Source organism: Fretibacterium fastidiosum (assembly GCF_000210715.1).
In the GTDB taxonomy this organism is placed as follows: domain Bacteria; phylum Synergistota; class Synergistia; order Synergistales; family Aminobacteriaceae; genus Fretibacterium; species Fretibacterium fastidiosum.
Genome location: NC_021038.1, coordinates 1,554,344 through 1,557,111 on the forward strand (window position 1 = coordinate 1,554,344; position 2,768 = coordinate 1,557,111).

Annotated in this window: 4 protein-coding genes; all 4 read right to left on the reverse strand. The window is 66.9% G+C overall.

Annotated elements, in window-relative coordinates; translation table 11 throughout:
* A partial coding sequence (locus tag SY1_RS07220; protein WP_208873255.1) for a PD-(D/E)XK nuclease family protein occupies positions 1 to 1,181 on the reverse strand: 1,181 nt, incomplete at its 3' end.
* Positions 1,182 to 1,184: 3 nt separating this feature from the next.
* The gene (locus SY1_RS07225) at positions 1,185 to 1,550 is read right to left on the reverse strand and encodes a DUF1294 domain-containing protein (RefSeq protein WP_015556630.1); all 366 of its coding nucleotides are present in this window, start codon (positions 1,548 to 1,550) and stop codon (positions 1,185 to 1,187) included.
* A gap of 16 nt (positions 1,551 to 1,566) precedes the next feature.
* Positions 1,567 to 1,791 carry a hypothetical protein gene (locus tag SY1_RS07230; RefSeq protein WP_208873257.1) on the reverse strand — a complete coding sequence of 75 codons (225 nt, stop codon included), beginning with the start codon at positions 1,789 to 1,791 and terminating at the stop codon, positions 1,567 to 1,569.
* Positions 1,792 to 2,178: 387 nt separating this feature from the next.
* Positions 2,179 to 2,768: cobalamin-dependent protein (locus tag SY1_RS07235; RefSeq protein WP_208873259.1), on the reverse strand; the 590-nt coding region annotated here is incomplete at its 5' end.

Below are 2,768 nucleotides of genomic sequence, written 5' to 3' on the forward strand. Positions count from 1 at the left end.
TTGACCGGATCGTCCTGGCTCGCCCTGGACAAGTAGCGCGTCCAGCCTGTGAGGCCGCTGGGGCCGGCCCTCAGAGTGCGCTCCGAGGGGAAGGGGGAGCCCGCGAAGCAGGGCTGCGTCAGCAGCATGATGGTGTCCCAGGTGGGGAAGCGCTGCTCGTCCAGCAGGCGTATGGCGGACAGGATGCGCCCCGGCAGCGTCCGGTCGATGCTCACGCCCAGGGTGGGGAAGAAGGGGACGCCGTAGCGCGTCAGCGCGTCCGTCATGTCCTCCATGCCCTCCGGCCCGGCCATGACGCCGATGGAGGCAAAGCCGGGGAAGTCCATCACGCCTGCCAGCGGCCCCGTGCCGGCAGCCCAGAGGGCCAGGGTCCGGGCGACGGCCTCCGGCTCCAGGGAGGGCTCCTCCACCGGCGTCTCCACGATCCGCCCGCTGGACCGCTCCGCTCCGAGCTGCCACGTGTAATCGGCCAGCTGCTCCGTCGCGTCGTAGAAGTTCTCCAGCCCCGACTCCGGCTTCAGGATGACGATCTCCCGGCAGCGTGTCTCGAGCGCCTTCACGAGCTCCAGCTGCCCGTGGGTGAAGGACAGAAAGCCCGTGAACGCCAGCGTCAGGTCGGTGCCCCATCCGTCCCCCAGCTGCCCCAGGAGCTCCGACGCGGCCGTGCAGATCTCCGCGCTGTCCAGGAGGTCGTTCCGGTGCAGGTAGTCCAGGAAGCGCGCGTAGACGTCGCGCAGCAGCGCCGCGACGGGGCTGTCCCCCGTCTCCATCTGGTCCGGGCGCACGGCCTCGTTCATCAGCTCCTGCACGTCGTTGGACAGGATGTCGAGGAAGCCGGCGCGGCCCACGCCCGGCCACTGCTTCACGAGGTCCGGCCGGCCCTGAAGCGCCTCCTGAAGCAGACAGCGCAGGATCAGGAGGTGGTCGGGGGGGGAGATGGGGCGGCGGGAGCGCGCACCGGGCGTCGAGGCGATGTCGTCGTAGAGGTCCTGCCAGGTCCACAGGACGTCCTCCCGTTCGTCCAACGGGCCGAACTGCCCCTGGCCGGAACGGAGGAACCACCACTCCCGGTCCTTGCGGGAGGGGACGATAAAGCGCAGGGAGTTGCCCAGGGGGAGAAGCTCCCGAATCAGGGAGGAGAGGCCGGAGCCCCGAAGGTAAGGCAGGATGCGGATGCCCATCGGTCAGCCCCGGCGCGTCAGCAGCCAGAGGGCGAAGGTGAGGTGCAGCGCGGCCGAGAGGACGATGACGACGAGGAAGGCAGGCTTTTGGGTCTTGTGGCGAAAGAGTTGCCTGCCGCAGAGGGCGCCCAGAAAGCCCCCGGCCAGCGACAGGAGGTGCAGCACGGCCTCCGGCACGCGCCACCCTCCGCGCCTGCTTTGGGCCTTGTCGAAGCCGTAGAACAGAAACGTTGAGACGCTGCAGCAGAGGAGCCACATCGGATAGGCGGACAGGAAGCTCCCCAGGCGCCGCGCGACCAGGGCCGTGAGTGCGATGCAGACAGCAGCTGCGGCGAGGAAGAACCGGCGCGGCGACGACCTCATGGACATGACGGCAAACCCTCCCTCAAAGGCCGCCTCCGCGGCGCTTCTTCCGATCCCAGAGCCACAGGAGCCCCATGCTGCCGAGGATGGCCAGGGCGAAGCCCACCCCGGCGCCGTAGACGGCGAAGAGAGCCCCTTCCTCGCTCCAGGGCAGCGCAAGCCCCCTGAACAGGAGCGTCCCCAGAGCGACGATTGCCGCCGCTGCCGTCGCGCCCCGGAGGGCGGCCCTCTGCGTGAGTCGGCGCACGTCGATCGCCTCCTTAAAAAGTGTCCGTGGTCCCCGGCCTCCGGCGTTCAGGACGCCCAGGACCCCGGAAGCAAAACGTCATTAAGGAAATACTGATTAAGTTGTTGAGAACTGTCAACCGTATGGGCTCCCTTCAGTGCCTGAAACTTCATCAGGCCGCGCGAAGCGCGTGGGGATTGGGACTGACGGCCCGTGAGCGCCAGCGAATGGCTGCCGAAAGGCTCCCCGAAGTGGGGGGCCGTAGCCCCATTTTAAAATTTTAGGGAAGCGCTGAAGGATATCCTTTGTTCGATGCTCCTTGATTGCTTTCAACAACTTTTGAAGATTAATCAGCGCTTCCTTAATTATACTCGTTATGCCCAATCTTCGGCCGTTTTTTCTCCAGGTTCACGCCCCTGCGTCCTTCAGGACCTCCGAGGCGATCCGAACGCTCTCCATGGCGTCGCGTGCGTAGAAGTCCGCCCCCGTGAACCGCGCCAGGTCCGGTGTCAGCACCGCGCCGCCCACCAGCACCTTCACGCCGGGGCACTCCGAGCGGACGCGCTCGATCGTGTCCTTCATGCTGGCGACGGTAGTCGTCATCAGGGCGCTGAGCCCCACGACGCGCGCGCCGCTCTCCCGAACCGCGGCGACGACCTGCTCCGGCGGCACGTCCTTGCCCAGGTCAACCACCTTGAAGTTGTAGTTCTCCAGAATGACCTTGACGATGTTCTTGCCGATGTCGTGTACGTCGCCGTACACCGTGCAGAGGACGATGGGCCCCAGCGCCGTTTCCACGTCCTTTTGAGGGGAGGAGGCCAGAGCGGCCTTCAGGCGCTCAAAGGCGGCCTTGGCGGCGTCGGCGGACTTGATCAGCTGCGGCAGGAACAGGCGCTTCGCCTCGTACTCCCGCCCCACGGAGTCGAGGGCCGGAACGATGTGCTTCTCCACGATCTCCAGGGGGGCCAGGTCCCGGAGGAGCTTGTCCGTCTCCGCGG